The organism is Streptomyces sp. NPDC059679 (assembly GCF_042734105.1).
Classification (GTDB): Bacteria; Actinomycetota; Actinomycetes; order Streptomycetales; family Streptomycetaceae; genus Streptomyces.
This window is the reverse complement of sequence record NZ_JBHWES010000003.1, coordinates 286,071-309,320: the sequence shown is the minus strand read 5'-3', so window position 1 is coordinate 309,320 and position 23,250 is coordinate 286,071. Positions and strand designations below refer to the sequence as shown.

The following is a 23,250-nucleotide window of genomic DNA, read 5'->3' as shown; positions in this document are numbered from 1 at the left end:
TGTGGGTGTGGTGACGCGTGAGGCGCGGGCGGGCGGGTGGTCATGCCGCAGAGGACGGCTGACCGTTCGCGGGCGGCGGTGATGACGTGGTGTTCGGCTGCGCCGGCCGGCAGGTGGGCGACGGCGCGCGCACCAGCGGCTGCGGCGCCCGCACCACCACCGCCAGCTCCCGGGCAGGCCCTGGCCTATCGCTCCGAGCCCGAAGCGGGGCCTGTGCCACAGGTGGGCTCGCGGCGGGTCTGCCGGTTACCGATAGGCACGAGGGCGGCGGCGAGGAGTAGCGCGGCCAGGGCGGCGAGGGTGGTGCCCTGCCAGCCGAGGGTGTTGAGGAGGGGTGCGGCCACGGCGGTGCCGACGGCGCCGATGGTGAAATACAGCACCAGGTAGACGCTGCTGAGGCTGCCGGAGCGCTGGGGGTTGAGGGCGATGATGCGGCTCTGGTTGGCGGCCTGGGCGACGAAGCAGCCGGCGTCGAAGAGGGCCAGCCCGATTGCTGTGGTCGGCGGATTGTTGAGACCGGTGGCCAGCAGGGCGGTTCCGGCCGCGGCGATCAGCATGCCAGCGGCTATCACGGTGTGCGGGGCGTACCGGTCGGCGAGGCGTCCGGTGAGCGGGAGCACGGCGAAGCCGAGGAGTCCGGCCAGGCTGTACAGGCCGATGGCGGTCGGGCCGAGGGAGTGTGGCGGCTGGGCCAGGGTGAGGGCGAGGGCGACCCAGATGAGGTTGAAGGCGAAGTACCACAGCCCGCCGGTGGCCACCGCGCGGCGCAGCTGCGGGTGGTGGCGCAGGAGCGGAGGAAGTGAGGCGAGGGTGGCGCGGTAGCCGCGGCGGGAGTGCGGCTGCTGCCGGGGCAGGAGCGTGACGGCGGCGATCGCGCCGAGCAGGGCGAGGGCGGCGAAGACGAGGAGCATCCGCCGCCACCCGAGGATGTCGGCGAGCGTTCCTCCCGCCAGTCGGCTGAGCAGGATGCCCGCGGACATGCCGGCGGCCACGGTGGCAACGCCGGTCCCGCGGCGCCCGGCCGGAGCGTAGCGGCCTGCGATGCTGCTGGCCTGGGCCGCGACGCCGGCGGCCGCGCCGATGAGCACGTAGGCAGCCAGGAGCACGACCGCGCCGGGTGCGGCCGCGCCGAGGGCGAGGGCCGCGGCCAGGGCGGTGAGTTGTGCGCTGACCAGGCGGTTGGGGGCGAGGTGGTCGGTGAGGGGGAGCAGAAGGGCGAAGCCGGTCATGCAGCCGGTGAGCGCGGCGGTCGGTACCAGGCCGATTACGGAGAGCGGGACGCCCAGATCGGCGGCGACCGCGGAGAGCGCCGGCTGGATGGCGTAGTTGTTCGCGATCGCCGTTGCGGCTATGGAGGCGAGAAGGAGTGTGCCGCCCCGGGCGAGGGGGCGCGTCACGGTGTTGTGCCTCGGGTGAGGATGACGGCGTAGCGGCACTCGGTGTCGGTGGTGTTGGCGAAGACGCGCTCGGCGGGCTCGCCGAGTTCGATGGTGTCTCCGGTGTCGAGTTCGTGGACGGTGTCGCCGTCGTGGAAGGTCAGGTGGCCGTCGAGGACCCAGACGATCTGGCGGATGAAAGCGAAGGCGGCGGCCGGATAGGGCACGCGGGCCCCGGGGGGCAGGCGGATCTCGGCGATCTCCGCTGGGAAGTGGGGGCCAGTGATCTGGCGGCGGCGGTAGCCGGTGGCGGGGTCGCGCCACTCGGCCGCGTCGGCCTGCCGGCGCACTCCCGGGATTCCGTCTGTGTCGTCCGGGGTTCCTTCGGCGAGGGCGAGCAGAGAGGCGACGCTGAGCTGGAAGGCGGCGGACAGCTTGCCGAGGACGACGGCGGTGGGACTGCTCTCGCCGCGCTCGATCCGGTTGATCATGGCACGGGAGACCCCGGAGGCATCCGCGAGCTGGGCCAGGGTCCACCTGCGGCGTTCGCGTTCGGTGCGGACGCGGGCTGCGATCTGCCCCACCAGAGGATCTATTATGTTGGACATGAATCCAATATACGAGAAAAGGCTGGCTGTGGAAGTGCGCCCGGTCCGCCCCGGCGACGCGGAGGCCATACGTGCCATCCGCAACCACGCGATCGAGCACTCGACGGCCCTGTGGACGCAGACCCCGCAGTCCCCCGCCGAGGGGGCCGCCTGGCTGGCCGTGCATCTGGAGCGCGGATCGGCGTTCGTGGCCGAGGTGGAGGGCGAAGTGGCCGGGTTCGCGGCCTACGGCCCTTGGCGAAAGCTGGACGGATACCAGCACACGGTGGATGACTCGGTCTACGTCCGCGAAGGCCGACACGGGCTCGGCATCGGCTCCGCGCTGCTGGCCACCCTCATCGCGTCTGCGCGCGAAGCGGGCCACCACGTCATGATCGCCGATATCGAAGCCGAGAACACCTCCTCGATCCGGCTGCATGAACGGTTCGGGTTCCACCACGTCGGCACGGTGCCGGAGGCCGGCTCCAAGTTCGGCCGATGGCTCGACCTGACGATCATGCGGCTGCCCCTGACCTGAGCCGCCGATGCAACCGTCGGCGCAGGGGCGGCGCCGAGCGACACGAGGGGGACCGGTGCGTCCACCCGCCGCGCCGGGCGCCGTCATTGGCCGCGCGGTTCATCCCATCGGTTCAACCCGTCGGTTCGCCCCATGAGGCGAACCGTCCAGCCCGGCAGTCCTCACCACCGTGGCCGGACAGCGGGGGCCCCCGGCTCGGGTGGCGGGTGGGGCGCACGCCTGTCAACTGGGCAGATGGAGAGCGGTAATGCCGGCGAGGACGAGATCGATCCCCGCGAGGAACTGCTCACGGTCGTCGTGCTCGCGCACCTGGTCCGCGACGGCCCGGGTGAACGGGTAGTCGTCAGGGTCGAGCTCTTCCCATGTCGTCGATACGGCGTCGAGGAACTCGGCGCGATCCACGTCGGACCCGAGAATACGGGCGTTCGCGGCGTTCTGGCCGGCGGCGCCCAGGATGTAGTGCATCAACGCCGAGGTCGCCGTGAACCAGTTGCCCTCGGGCACACCCAGCGCGCGGACCCGCCGGCCGATGCTTTCGAAGATCCGCGGCGTCACCGACCCCCAGGGGCTGCGGGAGAGCTGCGTGGCGAGCTGCGTGGCGAGCCACGGGTGTTCGTCGATCGATTCGAACAGGCCGAGCGCGACGGCGCGGATCTCGTCCTGCGGCGAGCCCGGAGACTCGGCGGGCTCGATGGTCAGAGCAGTGGCGACGACGGCGTCAGTGGCGGCGTCGAGCAGCTCGCCCTTGTTCGCTACATGCCAATAGATCGCCCCGGGCCCGGTGGCGAGGCGCTCGGTCAGCGCCCGGAACGTCAGCCCGCTCTCCCCGGCCGTGTCGAGCAGTTCGACGGCGACCTCGACGATGCGCTCGCGGGAGAGCGCATCGGTGCGCCGCTGTGACCGGCGTGTCCGCGTTGCCATGCGGCCATTTTGACATATCTGGAGCACTGTTCCAACATGGAGCATCGTTCCAGAGTGGAGCGTTGTTCCAGTGATGGAACGACATACCAGAGAGGCCGACCAGACCTCACCGGGCGGCCTCGATCCCGAAGGAGTCACGATGCGCACTCCCGTCACGATCATCGGCGCCGGCCTCGGCGGCCTCACACTCGCCCGCGTCCTGCACGTCCACGGAATCCCGGCCACGGTCTACGAGGCGGAGCCCTCCCCGACGGCGCGCGCGCAGGGCGGGATGCTCGACATCCACGACTACAACGGCCAACCGGCTCTCCAGGCGGCAGGCCTGATCGACGAGTTCCGCGGCCTCATCCTGGAGGGCCGCGAGGCGACACGGGTCCTCGCCCCGGACGGGACCGTCCTGCTCGACGAACCCGACGACGGCACGGGCGGACGCCCCGAGGTGCAGCGTGGCGACCTGCGACGGATCCTGCTCGACTCACTCCCGGCCGGCACCGTCCGGTGGGGCCACAAGGCCAGCGGCGTCCGTGCCCTCGGCGACAGCCGCCACGAGGTGACCTTCGCCGACGGCACCACCATCGCCACGAGCCTGCTGGTCGGCGCGGACGGCGCGTGGTCACGGGTCCGGCCGCTGCTCTCCCCCGCCACACCCGAGTACGCCGGCATATCGTTCATCGAGACCTACCTGTTCGACGCCGACACCCGGCACCCTGCCAGCGCGAAAGTGGTCGGCGGTGGGGCGCTGTTCGCGCTCTCGCCGGGGAAGGGGATCCAGGCGCACCGGGAGAGCGGCGGGACCCTCCACACCTACCTGGCGTTCCGCAGGTCGCAGGACTGGTTCTCCGGTATCGATTTCACCGATCCCGCCGCGGCCACCGCCCGAATTGTTCAGGAGTTCGACGGCTGGGCACCGGAGCTCACCGCGCTGATCACCGACGCTGACACCGCTCCGGTCCTGCGCCCCATCTACACCCTGCCCATGGAGCATCAGTGGGATCGGGTGCCGGGGGTGACCCTGCTCGGCGACGCCGCCCACCTCATGCCCGCGTCCGGCGAAGGCGCCAACCTGGCCATGTACGACGGCGCCGAACTCGGCAAGGCCCTCGCCGCCCATCCCGACGGCACCGAGGCCGCGCTCGCCGAATACGAACAGGCCATGTTCCCTCGCAGCGCAGCGGCCGCCGCTGACGCCGTCCGCATTCACGAGGCCATCTTCGGCGACAACGCGCCCCAGGGCCTGACCAACATGATCACCGGACACGAGCAGACCTCTTGAGCCACTGGTCGCGTCGCCGCGACCGTTGCTGCCTCGCGCCTCCGGCTCGCTCATGACTCGCCACAGGGTCCAGGGAGGCTTCGTTGATACCCTGCGATCTTCGCCGGTTACCCGGACGGAGTCCCGGCGGGTCGCCATGTCCTACTCCCACCACCAGCTCATGACAGCCCTCGACGCCCTGGACCGCGCGTTTGCCGGTGAGGAGCCCTTCCCCGTCCAGGGGTGCACATTCTGCTACGGCGAGCAGCACCTCGCCGAGCTCTCCGGACCGCTGCATCTGATATCCGACGGCATGGTCACTTCCGTCGCCATGAAGACGCCCAGCCACTGGGACGACTTCCCCCGCCTCTTTCGCCGTCTGACCCCACGCATCATCCGCCCCGTCGTCACCGGCCAGTTCCATGTCGACGAGAACCTCATCGCCTCCCGCTTGCTGGAGGCGGGCTGGACTACGTGGGACGAGCCCTTGGCCGACGCCCTCCGTGACGTCTGGTCCGCCTGGTGGCCGGCCACCCTGCACACCCACCCCAGCCCTGTCCCCATCAGGGAAACCCTCAGCCTCATCACCGTCGCCACCAACACCTTGCGCCCCTGGCTGGACATGTGGACCGCCACCCGCACTCCGGCCGCCGACGCACACCTGGCAGACCTCATCGACGACGTGATGTTCGAGTTCGAGATCACCGACCTGCGTATGGGTTTCCATGACGAGTACCACGCCACCGCGGAGTTGCTGGACTGGCTCCTCACCGACACACGAGACCGCGTCGCCGACGCGCGACTGGACGACCCATATCTCCTTGCACACCACCGGACAGCCGGCCGGCGCCGCGACTCCCCGGACACGCGCTGAGGGGCGTATCGGAAGAGGATCAAGCCGAAGTGGCGAGTTCGACGAGGTGCCGGGCCGTGCCGGCGGGATCGACGATCTGATGGAGATGTGCACCGGGCAGGTGTGCCACCCGCCAGCCACGTTCGCGCGCCTCGGCGGAGAGGTCGTCGTACGGGGGGCCGAACAGCAGGTAGGCGCAGGGGTGGTCATCCCAGCCGTCGGGCACCGGGACGTGCTGCTCGTAGTAGGACAGCGGCAAGGTGGGCTGCTCCTCGATGACCGTCTGCCGCATCATCGGATCAGAGAACATGGGTGCGACGTCCGCCTCGTCCCACCAGTCGGTCCAGCGCGGCAGCCTGCCATTCACAGCCATCGGGCGAAGGAACTCCAGCAACTCAGGCGAGGCGACAGGGGTTGGTCCGATCCGGGCCGGCAGCGCGGCATCGACGAAGATCGAGTCGGTCACCGGATGGTCCAGGCCCGAGCGAATCGCCGGGAGAAACAAGCCTGCGTTGCTGTGTGCCACCAACGTGACAGGGCTGCCGGCCGAGACCTGCCGCAGGTCGTCGCGGATGGCACTGACGACGCGGGGCCAGAATGGCGGAGCGCCTGCGCCTATGCGCAATAGGGACGGCACCCGTACCTGGTATCCCGCCGCCGTCAGGCGTTCAGCCACAGGGTGCCAGGTCGAGGGACCCACGGACGGACTGTGCACGAGAACGAAGATCGGCCGCATGTGACGATCCTGCCGCCCATGCCATCGGAGCCGCGACAGCCTTAGCCGACGGCAGAACACTTCGCTTCGCTGCTGTGCGAGTTACGAGTGTCCGCGCGGAGGGGAGCCGTGGTGGCGATGACGTGTGCGTCACCGGGAGCTACCGGCCTGTCTCCCTGACGGGCGCGGTTTTGGAAGGGCCCGGGTCTCACCATGGCGGGCCAGCGCCTCCCTCCGGATCACCGCACCCCGCTGATCCTCCGCAGCGCATCCAGGAACTGCTCCCGCTCGGCTGCCGACAGCGGGGCCAGGAGTTCGTCGTTGGCCGACTCCCCCGCCTTCGTGCACTCCTCGAGGCGCCGCTCGCCCTCGACGGTGAGGCTCACCGCGTTCTTGCGGCGGTCGGCCGGGTCGGGGGCGCGTACGACGAGGCCCGCCGCCTGAAGATCGTTGAGGATGCCGACCATGTCCTTCGGGTCGAGCGAGACGGTCCTGCCCAGTTCGGCCTGGGCAACCGGGCCGAGATCCGCCACGGCCGCAAGGACCACGTGATGCCACATCTTCATGTCGTGCCGCGCAAGCGCCTCCGCGACCAGGCCGCGCCCGCGGGCCGCCGCCCGGCCGAGGAGCCAGCTCGGGAGGGCGCGGATTCGGCTGGGCGCCGGCGGGTTCTCTGCCATGCACGGCAGCATACCGAGAAAACGTTGGACTTCCCAACGACCTTCTGGATATCGTTGGGAAGTCCAATGAATCCCAAGGATGTCGGGAGGCGATCGCGCATGCGGCGCATTCGGTATGAACACATCGGCGGACCCGGAGCCCTGTTCCAGGAAGAGGTCCCCGTCCCGGAGCCCGGAGCCGGTGAACTGCTCGTCAGGATCGAGGCGATCGGCGTCACGCTCCCCGTCGTACGCAAAGTGCGCGAGGGTACGCGGCCCATCCCGCTCGGTGGCGAGCTGGCCGGTGAGGTGGTGCGCGTCGGCGAAGGCGTAAGCGGATACGCGCCGGGTGACCGGGTCACCGGGCTCTGCTTCGGGCATGGGTATGCGGAGTACGCGCTGCTGCACACCGCGATGGCCTCACCCGTCCCGGCGGGCGCCACCGCCAAGGACGCCGTCACGCTGGTCCGCAGCGGGGTGGTGGCGCTCGGTGCTCTGGAGGCCGCGCGCCCGGAGAAGGACGAGTCGGTTCTGGTCACCGCGGCGGCGAGTGGGGTCGGCCATCTCGCCCTGCAGTTGGCCCGGTTGAGGGGTGCCTCACGCGTCGTGGCCGCCGTGGGCAATCCTGCCAAGGCGGACTTCGTACGCTCCTTCGGCGCCGATGCCGTGGTGACATACGGCCAAGGCGGCTGGGGCGAGCCGGTCGACATCGTGCTCGACGCGGTCGGTGGCGAACTGCTCACACCCGCCGTCAAGGCGCTCGCGCCTGGTGGGCGGCTGGTCGCGTACAGCTCGGGCGGCGGCACCATCGAGGCGTACGACCTCCTCGTGGGCGGCAAGTCGGCCATCGGGTTCCAGGTCGCGATCGTGGCCAGAACCCAGCCACAGCGGTATGCGGGGTGGATCGAGGAGCTGTGGAGGCTGTTCGGTGAGGGCGCGCTGCGTCCCGCGGTCCACGCCGAGTTCGCCCTCGCGGACGCGGCACGGGCTCACGCGACGATCGAGGGCCGGGCCAATCAGGGAAAGGTCGTCCTGGTTCCCTAGGACTGATCCAGGACCCCAGCCGCCGTGTAGGTCCTGCCACCACTCAGGTCCTTCAGCCCCATGGCCCGCCTTGCCCCACCATGGCCCCTACGGCTGCTGCCACCCGACCTCGATCATCACGAAACCTTCGCCCGGACGCGGGGGGGGCGGCTCCAGGACCGGGTCCGGAAGGTATGCAGACGTCCGCGCTCGAGGGCCAACCGCGGCAGCCGGACGCCGAACTCGGCCGCCAGGGCTTCCAAGGCGCGGCCCTCGCCCAGCCGCTCCTCGTGCGGTTCGTCCTGCGGGAAGAGACGGTCCGGGTCCAACGCGACCGGCACAGCGCCCCGTCTGCTGACGGCGGTCCCCCGGACGGTGAACGCGTACCGCTCCTCGCCTCTCTCCGCGACCGACAGATGGAAGACGCCTGGGCGGTCCCCGTGGGAAGGCTCGCTCCACACCGTCACCGCGCGGGTGTCCCGGGAAGCGGTGATGCCTGGAGAGACGAACCGCCCCCGCTGAAGCCGGAGCCCGGCCGCGGCTCGAAGGCGAAGCTCCAGCCTGGGCCCGCCCGACCGACGGCGGTCAGGGCCTCGTCCTCCCACATCGAGCCGTTCCGGTTGCGGTGCAGACGCATACGCGAGTCCCACAGGGTCGTCGGTTCGTCCAGGGCAGCGGAGTCGTCGGCGCCGATACGGCCGGGCAGTTCGGCCGGCTCGACCCCTTCCACGAGGAGGAAGCGGTTCTCTGTTGTCCGGCCCGGGGCGTGGCCCGCAGCTCCCGGCCCCGCTCCGGCGTGATCAAAGGACTGATGAGCGGGTCGGCGCACAGGCCGACCGGGGCAAGGTGGTCCGGGCCGAGCGGGAGCCATTCGGGCAGCGCAGCGTGCAGCGCGCGCCAGGCCGCGTCGGTGTCGCCCCAGCGGGCCTGCTCCCGCGCCTCCTCCACGGCGCGGCCGAACGGGCCGTCCGCGGTGTAGTGGTACGTGCCTTCCCTGATCTGCCGCGGGATCTCGTCCGCCGCCTCACGCACCGCTTGGGAGGCGCCCCCAGGCGGCGGGTCAACGCCCCGTCGTCCCGGCGCTGTCGCGCCTGCCCGACCGCCAGCACGGGCAGCACCTCCGGCACGTACCTCGGGTCGGTCGCGAGCTCGTGAAAAGACACCGCGTACGTCTCCCCGAGCAGCCGTCGGATCTGGTCGCGCAGCCCCCTCGCCCGGGGCCTGCCGTACGAGATCGCCTCCGTCAGGGCCACTAAGGCCCGCTCATATCGCCCGCCCAGCACGTCCAGACGGGCGGCCTCGACGGGCCTGTCCAGCGCCCGCGTCGTCGCGTTGCCGAAGACCGCCCACGCACGCTCCCAGCGGTCCACCTGCAGACGGTGGAACTCCCGGTACATGGCCTCCATGAACACGCGGAACGACGCGTACCGCTCAGGAGGGCTCGCGCGCCACGACGCGTAGCAGTACGCGGCCCACTCGCCGGCGTCGTCCGCATCCCCCGGGTCCAGCAGGACGTAGACCATGTCCGGCTCCACGTCCCACTGCAGCGCCTGCTCCCACATTCCGGCGAGCAACTGCTCCTCGGGCGTGGGGTCGTCGCCATCCGCTCCTCGGCCGCGGGCGGAAACCCCCGCCAACGCGTATGCAGGGGATCCTCGTCCTCCGCGCTCCGTTCGCCCGCCGGCCAGGACGCGCCGGCGGAAATTCCCTGGCGTGGTGGCCGGGCAGGGACGGAAACTCGTCTCATGGCTGACATGGAGTCGTTCCGGGAAGCGGTCACCGCGTGGGCGGCCGGTGGCCCCGGCGACCCCGCGCGCGAGCTGGCCGCGCGGCTGCCTGTCCGGACGGCCGTCCTACTCGAAGGTCTGAGTGACGCCGCGGCGGTCAGCACGCTGGCCGCGCGCCGCGGCCGGAACCTGGCGGCCGAAGGAGTCTGCGTCCTGCCGATGGGCGGTGCGATGAGCGTCGGGCGCTTCGCCGGCCTCCTCGGGCCATCCGGCCTGGGCCTGCGCCTCACGGGACTGTGCGACGAGGCGGAGCGTGGCTACTACACCCGTGGCTTGGCGCGGGCCGGTGCGGGACGGCAAGGGTTCTTCGTCTGCGCGGCGGACCTGGAAGACGAGCTCATCCGCGCGCTGGGCGTGAGGCGAATGGAAGAACTCGTCCGGGCGGAGGGCGAACTGCGCGCTCTGCAGACCTTCCTGCGCCAGCCCGCGCAGCGAAACCGCACCTCACAGCAGCAGTTGCGGCGCTTCCTCGGCACGAAGAAGGGGCGCAAGATCCACTATGGTCGCGTCCTCGTCGAAGCCCTCGACCCCGACCGCATACCCGCCCCGCTCGACGGCCTGCTCACCAGCCTCTGACCGCTGGGTGACGCCCCGCAGCACCACCGGTATCCGAATCACCGTCGTTCAACCCGGCCTCGTGGACACTGCGGCCGTGTCATCGCGGATGTCCTCCAGTCCGAGCACGGCTCATGGTTCTTCCGGAAGTCGAACCGCAACATGATCGTGCAGGCAACCGGCGACGTGCCCCTCCTCGACGACTTCTGCCGGCTCACTCTCGGGCAGATCGGCGAACTGCTGCACCAGGACGTACACCGTCAACATGGATTCTCCAAGTTGCTGTCCTGGATCACCGGGGAGCGGTCCCGCCATGATGTCCAAGCCGAACGCGTCCCGCTGGCCGGTCTGCCCGGATGGCGCCGCCACGAAATGGCCATCGAGCACGAGCACGGCCGCTACTTCAAGGTGGTCGCGGTGGCCGTACGGGCGGGCGATCGCGAGGTCACCAGCTGGACCCAGCCCTTGTTCGAGCCGGTCGGTCCGGGCTGCTCGTCGATGCCACCGGGGCCGAGGCTCCCCAGGATCCGCCGCCTGGCTACGCCTGGGTCACCCCGCCCAGCTGAGCGGACTCGTCCGTCACGGCCACTACCTCAATGTTCAGGCCCGCGCGCTTCTCGCCTGCCTCGGAGCGTGTCCGACATGGCCCTAGAGGCCGTTGGAGAGCCGACGGCAGGCCTTGAGGGCCGACACGGCGGCGTCCTCCGGTTCGACGAAGCGCAGGCTGGCCAGGACCCGTTCCGTCGCCACCTTGGGCAGAAGATGCGCCACCCCGTGGGCGGGCTAAGGTCTCGGGCATGTACTTCCTCCTTCAGATCTACGGCTGACACGGGCCGGGCAGTGCCCCGGCTCCTCTCCCGCATGCCCATATGCGCCCCGCGACCGAGTTCGTCTCGGAGCCGGCGGGGCGCTGGCCTGCCGTGTCTTTTTCGCCGCATTCGCCGTAGAACTGAAATGAGTGATCTTCCATGTCCCGTCGCCGTGCCCACATCGCGATGGTCGGCATCCCCGCCGTCAGCCATGTCCTGCCGAGCCTCGAGATCATCCGTGAGTTGGTGACCCGCGGCCATCGGGTCACCTACGCCAACGACCCCGCGGTGGCCGACCTGATCGCGGCCACCGGCGCCGAACTCGTCCCCTGCGCCTCCCGACTGCCGGTCGCCGACAACAACTGGCCCGACGACCTCATCGCCGCGATGGCCCTCTTCCTCGACGACGCCATGCAAGCCCTCCCCCGGTTGCGCGCCGTCTACGACCACGACCCGGCGGACCTGTATCTGTACGACATCGGCGCCTACGCCGCGCGTGCCCTCGCCGAATCGCAGGACCGGCCCGTCATGCAGCTGTCCCCGACGTTCGTGGCCTGGGACGGCTACGACCAGGACGTCGCGGCAGATCTGCGTCAACTGCCGGGCGCCGATGCGTACCGGGCGAAGTTCGCACGGTGGCTCGCCGGCTGCGGGGCGTCCACCACCGACGTGGACGCCTTCTCCGGTCGTCCCGCGCGGGCCCTGGCACTGATCACCCGGGCGATGCAACCGCACGCCGACCAGGTCGACACCGATACGGTGACCTTTGTCGGGCCCTGCTTCGACACACGTGCGGGTGAGGGCGGTTGGACCCGCCCGAGGGCTGCGGAGAACGTGCTGCTGATCTCGCTGGGCTCGGCGTACACCCGTCAGCCGGAGTTCTATCGCCAGTGCCTGGCAGCCTACGGCAACCTGCCTGGCTGGCACGTCGTACTCCAGATCGGCAAGTACACCGACTTGACCGAACTCGGCGACATCCCGTCCAACGTCGAGGTGCACTCATGGGTCCCGCAGCGGGCGATTCTGGAGCAGGCGGATGCCTTCGTGACCCACGCCGGTATGGGTGGCTGCGGCGAAGGACTGCTGGCAGGCGTCCCGATGATCGCCGTGCCGCAGGCCGCCGATCAGTTCATGAATGCCGATCAGCTCGTGGAACTGGGTGTGGCACGCCGTATCGACACTCCGGAAGCCACCGCCGAGAGCCTACGGGCGGCCCTGAACGACCTGGTCACCGACTCGGAGGTCGCTCGCCGCTCGGCACTGCTGCGCGCCGACGCACGGGCCGAGGGCGGCACCCCGCGCGCCGCCGACCTCATCGAGAACATGCTGGCCTGAGCTTTTCAGGAGTCAGTCGATTCATCGACACTTCGATGCGGCGCGGGCTGCGGTTGACCGGAATGTTCAGCGAGAAGCGGGAACAGTCGGGCGACCGCGGCTACGGCCACGGCATCCCGGGGGCGCGCGCTGGGGTGGTGCTCCCGGTCGCCGTAGCCGGCGAACAGACGGCGGATGGATGCGGCGAGTTCAGCCAGCTCCGTCGGGGTGAGGTGGAGGACGGCGCTGAAGGACTCGTCCTGCTGCCACGCGGCCGGTGCCCGGTCTCGGTGAGCCAGCCAGTGTTGGTAACTCTCGTCCTCCAGCCCGCGGGCGAGGGTGGCGAACTCTTCAGCCTTTCCCTGATCGGCCTCTCCCTGCTCGGCCGGGTCGGGGGAGCCCCACCGCAGCCGCCACGGCCGCGCTCGGCCACCTTGGTGCGGCGCTTCCTCGATGAGGCCGTACCGGGCCAGCTGACGCAGATGGAAGGAGCAGAGTCCAGAGCTGTGGCCGAGGCGGGCGCCGGCTTCGGTGGAGGTGAGGGTGCCGGTTTCGGCGAGCAGGTCCAGCAGGGCGATGCGCACGGGATGGTCGGGGAGGGACTGGCGGGCACGGTCCGGCAGGGGGCTCGCGGCTTCGCTTTGACGGATTTCATCGCTCACTTTGCAAAGGGTGCTACTTTGCAAAGGACTTGGCAAGCCGTCAGGCATGGAAGGCGTGGATGGTTCATGGCTATGGGGTTCGGTGACTCGGCACAGGATCGTCGGGTGCGGGTACAGGGTGAGCCTGTCGAGTCCTATCCACGGCTCGCTCCGGAGGTGAATCGCGGTGCGGTGCGCCGGATCACCGTGGTCGGGGAAGAGGTTCTGCGCCGCCGGTGCCGGGAGGTGACCGAGTTCGGCACACCGGAGCTGGCGAAGCTGATCGACGACATGTTCGCCACCAACCAGATTGCGGAGGGGGCCGGGCTCGCCGCCAACCAGGTCGACGTGGACCTGCAACTGTTCGTTTGGGACATCACGGACGAGTGGGGTGTCCGTCATGTCGGACACATCGCCAACCCGGTCCTGGACGAGGTGGCCGCCGAGCACCGCCGCCTGGTGGAGGAACCTGAAGGCTGTCTGTCCGTCCCCGGCCCCTACCGCGTGGTTCCCCGCCTCGACCGTGCCGTTGTCCGGGGCCGGGACAAGGACGGCAATCCGCTGGTGATCGAGGGCAGGGGCTACTTCGCCCGGTGCCTGCAGCACGAGACCGACCACCTTCACGGCCGCCTGTATCTGGACCGGCTCGCACAGCGGGAGCGGAAAGCGGCCCTCCGTGAGATGAGGGACTCCCAGGACAAGGTCTTCGCCCGGCGTGCCTCCGTGGCGGAAAGACTCGGCAAATGACCGGCGTTCTGGTGACCACCGGATCCCTTGCGTTATGCAACAGTGAGCAGAGACCCTGGTGTTACGCATGCCAGCGAGCGTGGCCTCGCTGGGCACCCGGTGCGACGCATGAGTAGAAGTTCGCCCGGGGTCTTGACCACATCGACCAGCGCGACCCGCACCTGAGCAACCGACTGCCGATTGATCGTCCGAAGTGACCTCCTCGGCGCCCGGGCGCCGTTGCTCCGTGAAAGGTGGATCGTGAGGAATACTCTGACCGCCCAAGCAGAAGAGCGCGACCTCGCACAGCTGGACAGACTCATCGCGGCCCACGAGAAGCTGCTCACCGACCGGATGCGGCGCTCGCTCGAGCTACGGAAAGCCGCCCGTGCCACCCTCGCCGGAGGCGTCGCCTCGGCCTGGCAGGATTCCCAGCCCGGGGCGATCTGGATCGAGCGTGGCGAGGGCGGGCGCGTCTGGGACGCCGACGGGACCGAGTACGTCGATATGCACGGCGGCTTCGGAGCCGGCCTGGCCGGGCATGCCCACCCGGCCGTCGTCGAGGCGGTCGAGCGGCGGGTGCGCCTGGGCACCCACTTCGGCCACCCCACCGAGGATCTGATCTCCGTCTCCCGGCTCTTACGGGACCGTTTCAGGCTGCCGTTATGGCGGTTCAGCAACTCCGGGACCGAGGCCACCATGGACGCCGTGCATCTGATGCGGGTGGCCACCGGCCGCAAGAAGATCATCAAGGTCGAGGGGGCGTACCACGGGCACCATGACTCGGTCCAGGTGTCGACGTTTCCCACCCCGGAGGGGACGGACATCGGCCCGGACCGCCGGCCACGGTCGGTGCCACACGGACCGGCGATTCCCGGGGAGTTCGTCGATCTGACGGTGGCCGTACCGTTCGGCGATATCGACGCGGTGCGCACCGTGCTGGAGGAGAACCCGGACTCTGCAGCCGGGATGATCATCGAGCCGGTCATGATGAACATCGGCGTCGTCGTACCGCCCGCGAGCTATCTCGCCGAGCTGGTGGATCTGCTGCACGCGCATGGCGCGTATCTGGCGTATGACGAGGTGAAAACGGGTCTGGCAGTAGCGCCCGGCGGGGCCACCGAGTTGTTCGGTGTCACTCCCGACATCGTATGCCTGGCCAAGGCGCTCGGTGGCGGGCTGCCGTGTGGCGCCATCGGCGGCACCGCCGAGTTGATGGCACTGATCGCCGACAACACCTATCAGCAGGTCGGCACGTTCAACGGCAACCCCCTGACCATGGCGGTGGCCCGGGCGATGTTGACCGAGGTCCTCACCCCGGAGGCGTACAGCCATCTGGATGCCCTGCGCGTGGCCATCGTGACCGGCGTCAAGGAGCTGATGGCGCGGTACGGCATCCCCGGCCACGTCGCCTCGGTCGGGGCCAAGGGTTCGGTCATCTTCGCCGACCGACTGCGTGACTACCGCGATTTCCTCCGCTCCCCCGCCCCGTGGCGGCGGGCTCATTGGCTCTACCAGGTGGGCGGCGGGATCCTGCTGCCGTCGTGGGGCAAGTCCGAGCAGTTCACGCTGTCGGTTCAGCACACCATGGAGGACGCGCGGTTGTACATGGCCAACTTCGAGCGGCTGTGCCGGGATGTGCGCCCGGCGCAGCGTACCGAGGTGGCCTCGTGATGGCGTTTGAGGAGCGGAGGGATCCGGAGTCGGTCCGCACCGTCGCGGTCGTCGGAACCGGCCTCATCGGAGGCGGCTGGGCCGCGCACTTTCTGCGGATGGGCTACGACGTCATCGCATACGACACTGGGCCGGGGGCGCAGGACAGGCTGAACGCGCTGGTCGACCGCGCCTGGCCCACCCTCAAGCGCCTCGGCCTCGCCGACGGCGCACGGCGCGACCGGCTCCGTTTCTCCGACTCCCTCACCGAAGCGGTGTCCGCGGCCGACTTCGTCCAGGAGTGCGTCCCCGAGCGACTGGATGTGAAGATCGGTGTCCTGGCCGATATCGACGCTGCGGCGCCCGAGGGCGCCGTCGTCGCGTCGAGTACGTCCGGTTACACCATGACCGACATGCAGAGCGCGTGCCGCACCCCCGGGCGTTTCGTCGTCGGCCACCCGTTCAACCCGCCCTACCTCATACCGCTGGTGGAGGTGGTCGGCGGCCGTGCCACCGACCCGGCCACGGTCACCTGGGCCGACCGTTTTTATCGCCATGTGGGCAAGACTCCCCTGGTGTTGGACCGGGAGCTGCCCGGGTTCATCGCCAACCGGCTCCAAGAAGCCCAGTGGCGCGAAGCGCTTCACATGGTCGCCGCCGGTGAGGCGACCGTCGGCCAGATCGACACCGCGATCACCCACGGACCCGGGCTGCGCTGGGCGCTGTTGGGGCCGGCCCTGACATCCCATCTGGCGGGCGGCCACGGCGGCATGGCCCATATGCTCGACCAATTCGGCCCGTCGCTGCACGACCCCTTGACCAGACTCGACCCACCCGAGTTCACCGATGAGCTGCGCGAGCGGATAGTCGCCGGATGCGAGGCTGCGGCCGGCGGCCGGTCCGTCGCCGAGCTGGAGGAGGAGCGGGACGCCTTCCTGGTCGACCTGCTGCTGCTTCTGGAACGGCACACCGGGCGATGGGGCCGCCGTCCGGCTCCTCCTCACCGCGATTGAGCCTCGCGATCCGTCGGGTTCCTCCCGCGCTCTACTGCGGGGACGCGCTTCCCAAGGTGGCGTGATAGCGGAGTTGTGGCAGCCGGTCGACGGTCACGATTCCCGGTTCCGCCCTGATGACATCCGGGATCCTGTTGACGAGCGTGGTGCAGGTGGTGTCCGGGGTGATCACGCGGTCATTACGGAGGTGCAGCGCGGGCCGGCCGGTGGTGCGCCACTCGTTGAAGTCCGACTCGCCGCCGTCGTACACCTTGCCCGTCGAGCTGATGATCAGCTCGATTCCTTCCTCGGTGTGCAGGGTGTCGGTGTCGGTGTAGCCCAGCACCCTGCCCGCGGCGATGTCCTCCCCCAGCGCCTGGCAGGGGGTGGCCTTCGCCGCGATGACGGGCGTGGTCCGTGTCTCGGGTTGCTTCGGTGTCAGCCCGATGGCGGCGGCCAGGGCATAGAGCGAGGTACGGCCGAACGTGGGTTTCCGGGTGGTGTTGGCGAGCCAGCTGTTGAACTCCCCCACCGTCCGGCCGACCTGCTGCTGTTTCGCCACGGCTGGTCCGAAGTCGTCGACATTCCAGGAGAGCTCGCCTTCCACGGTGTGGAGCGTCTGGGCCGAACCCACCAGTAGGGAGACGAGATTGACCCAGTAGGCGTCCTGGTGTCCGGTACCGGTGACGGTGACCCCCTGCCGCTTGGCGAGTTCGTCGAGCTGTTCCGCGCGTGGCCCGGCGGTCGGGAAGGGGTACAGCATCTCTTCCGCCAGCGTGATCACATTGGCTCCCGCCCGGACGACGGTCGCGTAGATGTCGTACATGACCTGGTCGAGGTATGTGCTGACGGCGACGGCCACGATGTCCGGTTCGGTCTCTTCGAGCGTCTCCCTGGCGTCGCTGCGAACGGGGACCCCGAGCGGGGCGAGGCCCGCGAGCGTGCCTAAATCCTCGCCCACCTTCTCGGAGCCGGGCCGGGTGATCGCCGCGACGATCCGCACCCCGCGCTCGCGGAGCAGCCTGGTGATGTGCAGCCCCATGGCCCCTGGGCCGTAGATGGCAACCTTGATGGCACTGGCGCTGTCCCTGTCGCTGTCGCTGTCGCTGTCGCTGTCGTTCATGCTCACCTCCGGTGTTGTCGACCTCGACGGCCGCCCGGCGGGGGACGGCCGCCCGGCGAGCATGATGACAGCGTCGGGCAGGACCTGGATACGGTGTACGCGCGGTGCGCGGGCTCGCGTACGTTGCTCGCCGAGATCGCCGGGAGCCAGTTGTCCGTGTAGTTGCTGGTGCGGTGACCGAGGTGGCTGAGCTGCGTCAGCATCGCCGCGTCCTGCTCGTGGGCCTCGTCGGCGAGGCGGCGCAGCCAGGGCTCCGCCTCCTCCTTCCAGAGCTGGCGATTACCGTAGGCCGGTGCGCTGTCCCGGCTGGCCAGAGCGCTTCAGGACGAACGGACTCATCAAGGGGTCATTGACAGTCACACCAGACCTCCGGGACTTGGGGGCGTACCGGATCAGCGTCCGTGGTTGTGCATGACGTGTTTGGTACGCGCATAGTCGTCCAGCGCGTAGATCGACAGGTCCCGGCCGTAGCCGGATCCCTTGAAGCCGCCCCAGGGGACTTCACTGGCCAGCACCATATGCGAGTTGACCCAGACTGTGCCGAAGTCGAGGCGCGCGGCGATGTCGTGGCTACGGCGGGCGTTCTCGGTCCACACCGATGCCGACAGGCCGAGCGGGACGTCGTTGGCTCGCCGTACCGCTTCGTCCTCGTCGGTGAAGGTCTCGACCGTGATCACAGGGCCGAAGATCTCCTCGCGGGCGGATTCGACTCCTTCGGGGACGTCGGCCAGTACGGTCGGGGCGACGAAGTAGCCGGGCCCGTCGAGGGCCCCGCCTCCCGTGGCCACCCGGACGCCTTCCTTCTTCGCGCGCTCCAGGTACCCCGTGACACGGTCGAAGTGCGCCTTCGAGACCATCGGGCCGACCTCGACGTCCTTGCCGGCCAGCGGCTCACCGACGACCAACTCGCGGACCTCGCTGACGAGTTGATCGACGAACCTCGCGGCAACCGATTCGTGGACGAGGACGCGGCAGGCGGCCCCGCACTCCTGGCCCGAGTTCCAGAAGCCGGCGACGCGCAGGGACGACGCGGCTGCCGCGAGGTCGGCGTCAGGGAAGATCACCACCGGTGCCTTGCCGCCGAGTTCGAGGTGCACCCGCTTGAGGCTGTCGGCGGCCGCCCGGGCGACGGCACGACCGCTGGCGACCGAACCGGTCAGGGCGATCATGTTCACGTCCGGGTGCTCGGCGAGCCGAGCACCGACGACCGCGCCGTACCCGTTCACCACGTTCAGCACGCCGGGCGGCAGAAGATCCGCGACGAGTTCGGCGAACTTCAGGGTGGTCAGCGGCGTCTGCTCGGACGGTTTGATGACCAGGGTGTTGCCTGCCGCGAGGATGGGCGCGATCTTCCAGGCCGCCATGAGCAGGGGGTAGTTCCATGGGGTGACCACACCGATCACGCCGAGCGGTTCCCGCAGGATGACCGACAGGTGGTTCTCGGCGTAGTCGCCGGCGGCCATGGAGGTGGTCGCGCGCACCGCACCGGCCATGAACCGGAAGGTGTCGACGGCCGGCTGCGCTGGGACGAGGACCTGGCCGCCTTCGTCCCCGACGGCACCGTACGGGACCAGCAGGTCGTCGGCGCGGCGCGCGGGGCGTACGGCCTCGACGGCTGTCTGTCCGAAGGGGCCCGGGCCGGTGCGCGCGCGGCCACGGGTTCCCGTGCCCGCACCGCCCTACGACGATGCGCGGCCCGGGGCCGGAGCGGGCCCGGTGCGCGCACTGTGGCTGGTGCCCGCTCCCGGCGGCGGCCGGGACGGCGACGCCAGTACGTTGGACACCCACTTCGTCGACCTGCAGCGCGACGTCACCGTCGCCGACGTCCGGCGGTCCACCGGAGCCGGTAGGCGCAGTGTCGAACACGTCAAGCGCTACACCTCGCTCAGTACGGCGAACGACCAGGGCAAGACCTCCGGCGTCAACGCGATCGGTGTGATCGCCGAGACCCTTGGCACAAGCGCCTCCCCCGGAGAGATCGGCACCACGGCCTACCGGGCTCCGTACACCCCGGTGGCCTTCGCCGCCCTGGCCGGGCGTGAGCGAGGCGACCTGTTCGACCCGGAGCGCACGACCTCCGCCGTGGCAGCCGAGTTGCGTGACGCCCTCACGGGGGCCCCGGGCTCGGTCGTCGACGTCTCGGCGAACCGCACCACGCTGGAGCTGAGCGGCCCGGCCGCCCGGGAGTGCTGGACAAGGGCTGCCCGCTGGACCTGCACCCCCGCGCCTTCGGGCCCGGCCAGGCGGTGTCGACCACCGTGGGACCTGTCGCGGTGCTGCTCTGGCAGGTCGACGACGCGCCGACGTACCGGCTCTTCCCGCGGTCGTCGTTCGCGGACTACCTGGCGAGCTGGCTCATCGACGCGATGAGCGAGTACCGCGGCCCGGAGGTGCCCTGAGGCGGGTCGTGTGTTCTTACCCGTGGAGCGAGTGCGCCCGGGTGCCCGGCCGGGCACGTGCCTCCCACCCGCGGCAGGGAGAGCATGCCGGCGGCGACACCGGCCTCGGTCACCGCGGGCGCGTACCTATGTCGACGAAGTGTGCAACCAGTCCACCGCGGCAACCTGGTCGATGAACACGCTCCACGCGCTGGCGTCGAGGTTGTCGGTGAGGAAAATGTCGGTCCCTCCGAGGCGCTCCACGGCCTGAGGCCGGACGGACGCGCGGCGAGGGTGGCCTTCTGATGGAACACTGGGACCTGATCGAGGAAGGAGCCTCCCGGAATCAATCCCTGAGCGACCTGCCGATGTACGGCGACGACTTTCCCGAGGAGCGCCGAGAATGAGTACCTATCGAGTCATGCAGGTGACTGCCCCGAACGGCACATTCGAACTCGCCGAGCGGGAGGTGCCACAGCCGGGTTTCGGCCAGGTCAGGATCGCCGTGGAGGCATGCGGCATCTGCCACTCCGACGCACTTTTCGTGAGCGGTGGGCTACCGGGCGTACTGTTCCCCGAGGTGCCCGGACACGAGATCGCCGGACACATCGAGGAGCTGGGCGAAGGCACTCAGGACCATGGGTGGCAGGTCGGTGACCGGGTCGCGGTCGGCTGGTTCGGGGGCAGCTGCGGTCATTGCACGCCCTGCCGGAAGGGCGACTTCATCGTCTGCCGGAATCTGAAGGTCCCGGGGTGGGCGTACGACGGAGGATTCGCCGAGAAGTTGATCGCGCCCGTCGACGCCCTGGCCCGCATCCCCGAGGGACTGGCGCCGGGCGACGCGGGGCCGATGGCCTGCGCGGGCGTGACCGTCTTCAACGGGCTGCGGCGCAGCTCCGGCCGCCCCGGGGACAGGGTCGCGGTGCTCGGCCTCGGCGGCCTCGGGCATCTCGGAGTGCAGTACGCGGTCGCGATGGGCTTCGAGACCGTGGGGATCGCCCGCGGCTCCGAGAAGGCCGACTTCGCCAGGCAGCTCGGCGCCCATCACTACATCGACAGCACCTCGGGCACTCCGGTCGCCGATGCGCTGCAGTCCCTGGGCGGCGCCAAGGTCGTCCTGGCCACCGCCGGGAGCTCCGAGGCGATCACAGCCACCGTGGACGGCCTGACCCCCCGCGGGGAGCTGGTGGTCATCGGCGCGGACACCACACCGATGGGCATCAGCCCGGCCCAGATCCTCATGGACGCTCACGTCGTCCGGGGCCATCCGTCCGGCACCTCGCAGGACGTGGAGGACACGATGGCGTTCAGCGCCCTGCACGACATCCGCCCGATGACCGAGCCCGTGCCGCTGGACCGTGCGGACGAGGCGTACCAGAAGATGCTTGCCGGCAAGGCGCGCTTCCGGATGGTGCTCGCGGTCGGCTGACACCCGTCGGCCGGTACGGCTCGATCGCGTGCTACCTCTCCGCGGCGGCCACGCCCGCCTTGTCGAGCAGCGGCTGGAGGGCGTCGATGAGGGGGCCGGGGTCGACGAGGCCCCCTGTCGGGCTCTCTCCGGCCTCGAACTCACCGACCTCAACGCCGACGACCTCGTGCTGGGCGATCATGTCGGCAATGGACTTGAGGTCATTGAGCGTGATGCCTCCGGGCACGACGTAGTCGGTCGGCACGATGCCGGGGTCGAGAACGTCGCAGTCGAGGTGCACGTACACCGGGCGGCCGGCGATCGCGGTCTGCAGCCTGGCCGTGATGTCGGGGCCCACTCCGACGAGCGTGATCACACCGTCGTCGATCAACGACTGCTCGGGCGGGTCGATGTCGCGGGCGCCGCAGAGGATCACGTTTTCGGTCCTGAGTCCGTCACCGATACCGGTGTGCCACATCCCCAACGGCCCGCTCAGCGCGAGGCCGCCCAGGTAGCCGGTCGTGGTGTTCCGCGGGGTGTTCAAGTCGGCGTGCGCGTCGAACCAGATGACGACCGCATCAGGGCGATGTCCGGCGACGACCGGAAGGGTCGCCAGGGCGACCGCGCACCGGCCCAGCGCGGTGATCGGCGTACCGCCGTCACGGAAGATCCGCTCGTACTGCTCGGCCATCGCCACAAGTGCGGGTTGCGCCGCCGCAAGTTCGTCGTCCCAGTTTGTGCACAGCGCGGGCTCGGGCGATCCGACCACGACCGGGGCAACCTTCAGGCGGGACGCCAGTTCGGCGGCGATCATTCCTGAGCCCTGCATGGCGCGGTCGTTGTGATCACCGGCGCGGGCGGCGAAGTGGGTGATCACCGGCGGCTTTCGGGTGGTCGAGGTGGCCATCGCGACTCGCTCTCCAGAGGCGGGGACTGACACGCTGACCGTATGGCCGGTCGCTGTGGTGAGACGAACGACAAAGAAATGCCCGGAGCGTCGACAGCCGGTCTCCAGCCGCAGGACGTCATCTGTTGTTGCCGCTCGTGCCGCGGTGGCCGGGCGATAAGGTGTCCGCCATGGTGACTGACGATCTTCCCGCCGATGTTCGTCGCACAGTGGACATGTTCCTGGCCACCGTCGACGAGCTGGCCCCGGGGTTGATCACCGGCTTCTACCTGGTCGGCTCGGTAGCCTTGGGCGACTTCCATCCCGGTGGCACTGGACGCGGCCGGCTCAGCACGGCGAGCGACATCGACTTCATCGCGGTGACCGACCGTCGATGCACCGGGGAGTCCCAAGAGGTGGACGCGGTTGCGGAGGCGCACGCCCGTACGGTCGCCCGATTTCCCCGGCCGCACTTCGACGGTTCCGTCCTCACCTGGAGCGACCTCGCGACAGGGCCCGACGGCTGCTCAGATGTTCCCTGCGCACAAGAGAGCCGGTTCGTGCCGGCTGGACGGTTCGGCATCAACCCGGTGACATTCTGCGAGCTGGCCTGGCACGGCATCGCGGTGCGCGGGCCGCAGCCGGCCGAGGTGGATGTGTGGGCCGAGCAAGAAGCCTTGCGGGCCTTCACAGCCGACAACCTCCGCTCCTACTGGCGGCCGTGGTGGCAGCGGAAGCGACAGCCCCACCCCCTGGCCCTTGTCATCGGACTCAGCGGGTGGTTCCCCGTGTGGGCGGTGCTCGGCGTAAGCCGGCTGCATTACACGCTCGCCACCGGTGCCATGACCTCCAAGTGCGGCGCAGGCCGGTACGCGCAGAAAACGTTCGACCCGCGGTGGCACCGCATCGTCGAGGAGAGCCTGGCCTTGCGTACGAGCGGTGCCCAAGGCCGTCGCCACTACCGCAACCCCCTGGCCCGCCGCCGCGACACCCTCGCCTTCCTGGACGCCGCTATCGACTCCGCACTCGCGCTGGACACCGCACCCTGACCACC

23 protein-coding genes and 3 pseudogenes are annotated in these 23,250 nt (G+C 69.8%); 14 read left to right on the top strand and 12 right to left on the bottom strand.

The window, feature by feature from the left end:
- Positions 1-185 precede the first annotated feature (185 nt).
- Both ACFV2X_RS06290 and ACFV2X_RS06285 read right to left on the bottom strand, forming a co-directional pair.
- Positions 186-1,397, bottom strand: a complete 1,212-nt coding sequence (locus ACFV2X_RS06290) for an MFS transporter (RefSeq protein ID WP_385612104.1) — start codon at positions 1,395-1,397, stop codon at positions 186-188.
- Positions 1,394-1,984 carry a helix-turn-helix domain-containing protein gene (locus tag ACFV2X_RS06285; RefSeq protein ID WP_385612102.1) on the bottom strand — a complete coding sequence of 197 codons (591 nt, stop codon included), beginning with the start codon at positions 1,982-1,984 and terminating at the stop codon, positions 1,394-1,396. Before ACFV2X_RS06285 ends, ACFV2X_RS06290 begins: the two co-directional genes overlap by 4 nt.
- On the opposite strand from ACFV2X_RS06285, the gene ACFV2X_RS06280 reads away from it, so the two are divergent.
- On the top strand, positions 1,983-2,501 hold the full coding sequence (locus tag ACFV2X_RS06280) for a GNAT family N-acetyltransferase (protein ID WP_385612099.1): 519 nt from the start codon (positions 1,983-1,985) through the stop codon (positions 2,499-2,501). The genes ACFV2X_RS06285 and ACFV2X_RS06280 overlap by 2 nt on opposite strands.
- A gap of 222 nt (positions 2,502-2,723) precedes the next feature.
- Here the strand turns inward: ACFV2X_RS06280 and ACFV2X_RS06275 are convergent, their stop codons facing one another.
- Positions 2,724-3,422: a TetR/AcrR family transcriptional regulator gene (locus ACFV2X_RS06275; RefSeq protein WP_385612096.1), complete on the bottom strand. Its 699-nt coding sequence runs from the start codon at positions 3,420-3,422 to the stop codon at positions 2,724-2,726.
- A 139-nt stretch (positions 3,423-3,561) separates the two neighbouring features.
- Between ACFV2X_RS06275 and ACFV2X_RS06270 the strand changes: the two genes are divergently transcribed.
- Both ACFV2X_RS06270 and ACFV2X_RS06265 read left to right on the top strand, forming a co-directional pair.
- Complete coding sequence (locus tag ACFV2X_RS06270) at positions 3,562-4,695, top strand: FAD-dependent oxidoreductase (protein ID WP_385612093.1); 1,134 nt, start codon at positions 3,562-3,564, stop codon at positions 4,693-4,695.
- A 136-nt stretch (positions 4,696-4,831) separates the two neighbouring features.
- Complete coding sequence (locus ACFV2X_RS06265; protein WP_385612091.1) at positions 4,832-5,548, top strand: hypothetical protein; 717 nt, start codon at positions 4,832-4,834, stop codon at positions 5,546-5,548.
- Between the two features lie 19 nt (positions 5,549-5,567).
- Here ACFV2X_RS06265 and ACFV2X_RS06260 read toward each other — a convergent pair whose 3' ends face one another.
- The gene (locus ACFV2X_RS06260) at positions 5,568-6,263 is read right to left on the bottom strand and encodes an alpha/beta hydrolase (protein ID WP_385612088.1); all 696 of its coding nucleotides are present in this window, start codon (positions 6,261-6,263) and stop codon (positions 5,568-5,570) included.
- A 218-nt stretch (positions 6,264-6,481) separates the two neighbouring features.
- Positions 6,482-6,922 (bottom strand): MarR family winged helix-turn-helix transcriptional regulator, encoded by a 441-nt coding sequence (locus ACFV2X_RS06255; protein ID WP_385612085.1) that lies wholly within the window; start codon positions 6,920-6,922, stop codon positions 6,482-6,484.
- Positions 6,923-7,021: 99 nt separating this feature from the next.
- On the opposite strand from ACFV2X_RS06255, the gene ACFV2X_RS06250 reads away from it, so the two are divergent.
- The gene (locus ACFV2X_RS06250) at positions 7,022-7,945 is read left to right on the top strand and encodes a zinc-binding alcohol dehydrogenase family protein (protein ID WP_385612082.1); all 924 of its coding nucleotides are present in this window, start codon (positions 7,022-7,024) and stop codon (positions 7,943-7,945) included.
- Positions 7,946-8,061: 116 nt separating this feature from the next.
- Here ACFV2X_RS06250 and ACFV2X_RS06245 read toward each other — a convergent pair whose 3' ends face one another.
- The 3 genes from ACFV2X_RS06245 to ACFV2X_RS06235 all read right to left on the bottom strand — a co-directional run bounded on the left by ACFV2X_RS06245 (position 8,062) and on the right by ACFV2X_RS06235 (position 9,561).
- Positions 8,062-8,391 (bottom strand): hypothetical protein, encoded by a 330-nt coding sequence (locus tag ACFV2X_RS06245; RefSeq protein ID WP_385612079.1) that lies wholly within the window; start codon positions 8,389-8,391, stop codon positions 8,062-8,064.
- Positions 8,388-8,654, bottom strand: coding sequence for a hypothetical protein (locus ACFV2X_RS06240; RefSeq protein WP_385612076.1), 267 nt, complete (start codon positions 8,652-8,654; stop codon positions 8,388-8,390). Before ACFV2X_RS06240 ends, ACFV2X_RS06245 begins: the two co-directional genes overlap by 4 nt.
- A 70-nt stretch (positions 8,655-8,724) precedes the next feature.
- Entirely contained in the window at positions 8,725-9,561 is an 837-nt protein-coding gene (locus ACFV2X_RS06235) for a hypothetical protein (protein WP_385612073.1), read from the bottom strand.
- A gap of 108 nt (positions 9,562-9,669) precedes the next feature.
- On the opposite strand from ACFV2X_RS06235, the gene ACFV2X_RS06230 reads away from it, so the two are divergent.
- The 3 genes and pseudogenes from ACFV2X_RS06230 (at position 9,670) to ACFV2X_RS06220 (ending at position 12,410) form a co-directional block, all read left to right on the top strand.
- Positions 9,670-10,287, top strand: coding sequence for a TOPRIM nucleotidyl transferase/hydrolase domain-containing protein (locus ACFV2X_RS06230; RefSeq protein ID WP_385612070.1), 618 nt, complete (start codon positions 9,670-9,672; stop codon positions 10,285-10,287).
- Positions 10,288-10,290: 3 nt separating this feature from the next.
- Positions 10,291-10,698 (top strand): annotated as a pseudogene (locus tag ACFV2X_RS06225) (NDP-hexose 2,3-dehydratase family protein); the annotation flags it as partial.
- 536 nt (positions 10,699-11,234) lie between these two features.
- Complete coding sequence (locus tag ACFV2X_RS06220) at positions 11,235-12,410, top strand: macrolide family glycosyltransferase (protein ID WP_385612068.1); 1,176 nt, start codon at positions 11,235-11,237, stop codon at positions 12,408-12,410.
- A 5-nt stretch (positions 12,411-12,415) separates the two neighbouring features.
- Here ACFV2X_RS06220 and ACFV2X_RS06215 read toward each other — a convergent pair whose 3' ends face one another.
- A complete protein-coding gene (locus tag ACFV2X_RS06215) occupies positions 12,416-13,051 on the bottom strand; it encodes an ArsR/SmtB family transcription factor (protein ID WP_385612065.1) in 636 nt (211 codons plus the stop codon).
- Between the two features lie 66 nt (positions 13,052-13,117).
- Here ACFV2X_RS06215 and def point away from each other — a divergent pair, with 66 nt between their 5' ends.
- The 3 genes from def to ACFV2X_RS06200 all read left to right on the top strand — a co-directional run bounded on the left by def (position 13,118) and on the right by ACFV2X_RS06200 (position 16,422).
- Positions 13,118-13,777, top strand: coding sequence for a peptide deformylase (gene def / locus ACFV2X_RS06210; RefSeq protein ID WP_385612062.1), 660 nt, complete (start codon positions 13,118-13,120; stop codon positions 13,775-13,777).
- Between the two features lie 240 nt (positions 13,778-14,017).
- Positions 14,018-15,430 (top strand): aspartate aminotransferase family protein, encoded by a 1,413-nt coding sequence (locus tag ACFV2X_RS06205; protein WP_385612060.1) that lies wholly within the window; start codon positions 14,018-14,020, stop codon positions 15,428-15,430.
- The gene (locus tag ACFV2X_RS06200) at positions 15,430-16,422 is read left to right on the top strand and encodes a 3-hydroxyacyl-CoA dehydrogenase NAD-binding domain-containing protein (RefSeq protein WP_385612057.1); all 993 of its coding nucleotides are present in this window, start codon (positions 15,430-15,432) and stop codon (positions 16,420-16,422) included. The genes ACFV2X_RS06205 and ACFV2X_RS06200 overlap by 1 nt, the downstream gene beginning before the upstream one ends.
- Positions 16,423-16,453: 31 nt before the next feature.
- Here the strand turns inward: ACFV2X_RS06200 and ACFV2X_RS06195 are convergent, their stop codons facing one another.
- Both ACFV2X_RS06195 and ACFV2X_RS06190 read right to left on the bottom strand, forming a co-directional pair.
- Complete coding sequence (locus tag ACFV2X_RS06195) at positions 16,454-17,524, bottom strand: dihydrodipicolinate reductase (RefSeq protein WP_385612056.1); 1,071 nt, start codon at positions 17,522-17,524, stop codon at positions 16,454-16,456.
- A 392-nt stretch (positions 17,525-17,916) separates the two neighbouring features.
- The gene (locus ACFV2X_RS06190) at positions 17,917-19,017 is read right to left on the bottom strand and encodes an aldehyde dehydrogenase family protein (protein WP_385612053.1); all 1,101 of its coding nucleotides are present in this window, start codon (positions 19,015-19,017) and stop codon (positions 17,917-17,919) included.
- 18 nt (positions 19,018-19,035) lie between these two features.
- On the opposite strand from ACFV2X_RS06190, the pseudogene ACFV2X_RS06185 reads away from it, so the two are divergent.
- From ACFV2X_RS06185 to ACFV2X_RS06175, 3 genes and pseudogenes are all read left to right on the top strand, one after another.
- Positions 19,036-19,603, top strand: a pseudogene (locus tag ACFV2X_RS06185) (ferredoxin); the annotation flags it as partial.
- Positions 19,601-19,923, top strand: a pseudogene (locus ACFV2X_RS06180) (sarcosine oxidase subunit gamma); the annotation flags it as partial. The pseudogenes ACFV2X_RS06185 and ACFV2X_RS06180, both read left to right, overlap by 3 nt.
- Before the next feature lie 382 nt (positions 19,924-20,305).
- Positions 20,306-21,331 carry an alcohol dehydrogenase gene (locus ACFV2X_RS06175; RefSeq protein ID WP_385612050.1) on the top strand — a complete coding sequence of 342 codons (1,026 nt, stop codon included), beginning with the start codon at positions 20,306-20,308 and terminating at the stop codon, positions 21,329-21,331.
- Positions 21,332-21,362: 31 nt separating this feature from the next.
- Here ACFV2X_RS06175 and ACFV2X_RS06170 read toward each other — a convergent pair whose 3' ends face one another.
- On the bottom strand, positions 21,363-22,217 hold the full coding sequence (locus ACFV2X_RS06170) for an arginase family protein (RefSeq protein ID WP_385612047.1): 855 nt from the start codon (positions 22,215-22,217) through the stop codon (positions 21,363-21,365).
- A gap of 170 nt (positions 22,218-22,387) precedes the next feature.
- On the opposite strand from ACFV2X_RS06170, the gene ACFV2X_RS06165 reads away from it, so the two are divergent.
- Complete coding sequence (locus ACFV2X_RS06165) at positions 22,388-23,245, top strand: hypothetical protein (RefSeq protein WP_385612045.1); 858 nt, start codon at positions 22,388-22,390, stop codon at positions 23,243-23,245.
- Positions 23,246-23,250 lie beyond the last annotated feature (5 nt).

Bases quoted from the DNA above. Each gene is read 5' to 3' on its own strand.
- ACFV2X_RS06250 (WP_385612082.1), top strand. From the start codon at position 7,022: ATGCGGCGCATTCGGTATGAACACATCGGCGGACCCGGAGCCCTGTTC.
- ACFV2X_RS06200 (WP_385612057.1), top strand. From the start codon at position 15,430: ATGGCGTTTGAGGAGCGGAGGGATCCGGAGTCGGTCCGCACCGTCGCG.
- ACFV2X_RS06220 (WP_385612068.1), top strand. From the start codon at position 11,235: ATGTCCCGTCGCCGTGCCCACATCGCGATGGTCGGCATCCCCGCCGTC.
- ACFV2X_RS06275 (WP_385612096.1), bottom strand. From the start codon at position 3,422: ATGGCAACGCGGACACGCCGGTCACAGCGGCGCACCGATGCGCTCTCC.
- ACFV2X_RS06255 (WP_385612085.1), bottom strand. From the start codon at position 6,922: ATGGCAGAGAACCCGCCGGCGCCCAGCCGAATCCGCGCCCTCCCGAGC.
- ACFV2X_RS06260 (WP_385612088.1), bottom strand. From the start codon at position 6,263: ATGCGGCCGATCTTCGTTCTCGTGCACAGTCCGTCCGTGGGTCCCTCG.
- ACFV2X_RS06285 (WP_385612102.1), bottom strand. From the start codon at position 1,984: ATGTCCAACATAATAGATCCTCTGGTGGGGCAGATCGCAGCCCGCGTC.
- ACFV2X_RS06190 (WP_385612053.1), bottom strand. From the start codon at position 19,017: ATGGCCGGTGCGGTGCGCGCGACCACCTCCATGGCCGCCGGCGACTAC.
- ACFV2X_RS06195 (WP_385612056.1), bottom strand. From the start codon at position 17,524: ATGAACGACAGCGACAGCGACAGCGACAGCGACAGGGACAGCGCCAGT.
- ACFV2X_RS06170 (WP_385612047.1), bottom strand. From the start codon at position 22,217: ATGGCCACCTCGACCACCCGAAAGCCGCCGGTGATCACCCACTTCGCC.
- ACFV2X_RS06165 (WP_385612045.1), top strand. From the start codon at position 22,388: ATGGTGACTGACGATCTTCCCGCCGATGTTCGTCGCACAGTGGACATG.
- def (WP_385612062.1), top strand. From the start codon at position 13,118: ATGGCTATGGGGTTCGGTGACTCGGCACAGGATCGTCGGGTGCGGGTA.
- ACFV2X_RS06265 (WP_385612091.1), top strand. From the start codon at position 4,832: ATGTCCTACTCCCACCACCAGCTCATGACAGCCCTCGACGCCCTGGAC.
- ACFV2X_RS06230 (WP_385612070.1), top strand. From the start codon at position 9,670: ATGGCTGACATGGAGTCGTTCCGGGAAGCGGTCACCGCGTGGGCGGCC.
- ACFV2X_RS06175 (WP_385612050.1), top strand. From the start codon at position 20,306: ATGAGTACCTATCGAGTCATGCAGGTGACTGCCCCGAACGGCACATTC.
- ACFV2X_RS06280 (WP_385612099.1), top strand. From the start codon at position 1,983: ATGAATCCAATATACGAGAAAAGGCTGGCTGTGGAAGTGCGCCCGGTC.
- ACFV2X_RS06270 (WP_385612093.1), top strand. From the start codon at position 3,562: ATGCGCACTCCCGTCACGATCATCGGCGCCGGCCTCGGCGGCCTCACA.